Origin of the sequence: uncultured Veillonella sp., assembly GCF_963524655.1 — a bacterium.
Classification (GTDB): Bacteria; Bacillota; Negativicutes; order Veillonellales; family Veillonellaceae; genus Veillonella.
Window position 1 is genome coordinate 1 of sequence record NZ_CAURHA010000080.1, and the last position, 2,577, is coordinate 2,577.

At 44.5% G+C, this 2,577-nt stretch carries 2 protein-coding genes and 1 pseudogene; all 3 read right to left on the bottom strand.

Translation table 11 applies throughout. From position 1 onward, the window contains the following. A pseudogene (locus RYM16_RS09045) lies at positions 1–248 on the bottom strand (tryptophan synthase subunit beta); the annotation flags it as partial. Positions 249–253: 5 nt separating this feature from the next. Continuing rightward, positions 254–1,753: a bifunctional indole-3-glycerol-phosphate synthase TrpC/phosphoribosylanthranilate isomerase TrpF gene (gene trpCF / locus RYM16_RS09050; RefSeq protein ID WP_314983414.1), complete on the bottom strand. Its 1,500-nt coding sequence runs from the start codon at positions 1,751–1,753 to the stop codon at positions 254–256. 3 nt (positions 1,754–1,756) lie between these two features. Continuing rightward, positions 1,757–2,577, bottom strand: an 821-nt coding sequence (gene trpD, locus RYM16_RS09055; RefSeq protein ID WP_314983415.1) for an anthranilate phosphoribosyltransferase, incomplete at its 5' end; no start/stop codon positions are given.

The following is a 2,577-nucleotide window of genomic DNA, read 5'->3' on the forward strand; positions in this document are numbered from 1 at the left end:
TGGTTCAAGTCTTCCCGTTTTAAATAGATTTTAGCGCCCCCAAGGTCCTTTGTCATGCGTTCTGCATAGTATAAAAGGGATGGACGGCCTGTATATTTTTTATGTAAATCCTCAAGTTCGCGTACGAATTCAGGATCATCTTTGTACTTGTTGTACGCCTCTTCCAATTCGATGACTGCATTCATCAATGTTTCTGGCATAAATTGGCCACCAAAGGAGCCAAAATAACCATGTCTTTGTTCACTCATATAACTTACCTTTCTATATATTTCACAATGTTGGTGAAAGCTTTAATCTTTTCATTGTCTTTCACGCCATTTGTTTCAATGCCGCTACTGATATCTATGCCATAAGGGCGAACTGTGCGGATAGCACGCGCCACGTTAGTACTGTCGATACCACCTGCGAGCATAAAGGGACGTTCAAACTCATCTAAACAAGACCAGTCGAACACTTCGCCCGTACCTCCGCGCTCGTCCTTGTGATACGCATCAAATAATAGCATATCGGCACTGCTATCAATCCACGCCTCTGCATCTGCAGCGCTGCGGATTTGAACAGCCTTCCAAACCTCTACATTAGTACGTTCTTTTAAGGATTGGATGAAAGCTTCATCTTCATCGCCGTGCAATTGCACCGCATCAAGATTGGCTTCTTTAGCGATTGTAACGAGACTATCTAGTGTTTCATTGACGAAGACGCCTACCGTTTTAATAGCTTCAGAATTGGTGTTTTCTTCGCCAAATCCATTAGTATCTTGTGTTGCCTCAACGTTCATTGGCACCGTATTTGTGCCATATATTTTTGCATATTGTTTATGTAGCTCTTCCACCAATATTTTAGCTTTGTCGACAGTGACTTGTCGTTTGCTTGGTGCAAATACAAGGCCCATGTAGTCTGGCTTAGCCTCTACTATAGCAGGGATTGTTTCCACCTTGGAAATGCCGCACATCTTAACCTTTGGTGTGTAGTAGGTTGGTCCATAGAGATAGGCCAATTTCTCAACCTTGTTAGGAGAGCGCATAAAGGTTTCCCCCATCAAGGCTACGCCGATGTTGTTATCCCGTAATACTTGAATATCCTCTGGCGTTTCTAGACCGCTTTCAGATACGAAGATCACATCGTCTTCAACGAGATTACGTAAACGCACACTGTTTTGTACGTCTACGGTAAAGTCTTTCAAATTGCGGTTGTTAACGCCAATGATGCGGGCACCGCAATCGATGGCCATTTGTACTTCCTGTTCGTCGTGAGCCTCTACTAAGGAAGACAAGCCAAGAGAGTCGGCTAACTCGCGGAACTTTGTTAATGTAGGCACATCGAGGCATGCACAGATTAATAGAATTGCACTAGCGCCCCACACCTTCGCTTGGTAGATTTGGTATTCATCGATGATGAAGTCTTTACGAAGGACAGGGATTTTTACGGTGCTAGCGATTTCTTGCAAATATTTTTTGTCCCCTTTAAAGAAGTCTGGCTCAGTCAATACAGAGATGGCTGCTGCCCCAGCTACTTCATATTCTTTGGCGATGTCTAAATATGGGAAGTGCTCAGCGATAATCCCCTTGGAAGGGGACGCCTTCTTTACTTCGCAAATGAAGTTAAAGTCTTGCTGGCGAAGGGCTGCTTCAAAAGGAAATCCTGTATCAGATGGTAATGCTAAGGCCGCTGCTTTCACAGCCTCAGGCGTTTCCACCTCTTTTTCTTTGGCCACTCGAACTTTAGTAGCCTCTACAATCTTATCTAAAATCAATGGTTACACCTCTTGTGTAGCTTTCACAAACTGTTCCATTGTAGCAAGAGCCTTGCCAGAGTCGATCATATTTTTCGCCTCTTCAATGCCTTCTGCTAATGTAATGCCATCTTTTGCAAGGTAAATCGCCATACCAGCGTTGAGAAGAACGGCTGTGCGTTTACCGCCTTGCTCACCGCCGAGAACGCGGCGCGTAATCTCAGCATTTACTATTGCATCGCCACCTTCAAGCTCAGTCTTATCAGCGTATTCGAAACCATATTCTTTAGGATCGAATTCGTAACTTGTGAAAGTACCATTATTAATTTCGCATACGTACGTTTTATTAGTTGCCGTAATCTCATCAAGACCGTCGAAGCCGTGTACCACAGCACCGCGTTTGACACCAAGGTTTGCCAATACACGAGCCAACGGTTCCACTAAAGATTTATCGTACACGCCCATCAATTCTACAGTAGCACCTGCTGGATTTGCCAACGGTCCGAGGATGTTGAATACTGTACGAACGCCTAACGCTTTACGTACAGGGCCTGCATACTTCATAGCTTGATGATATACAGGGGCGAACATGAAGCACATATTTGCTTTATTAAGAACTGCTTCGTTTTGTTCGCCGTTAAGCTCTAATTTAGCGCCCAAGGCTTCGATCAAGTCAGCAGCGCCACATTTACTAGATACACTGCGGTTACCATGTTTCGCTACAGGAATACCTGCAGCGGAAATAATGAAACCAGATGTAGTAGAAATGTTGAACGTATTCGCTTCGTCGCCGCCAGTACCTACGATTTCCACAACAGTACCTTCATGAGGCACAGAACCAGCCT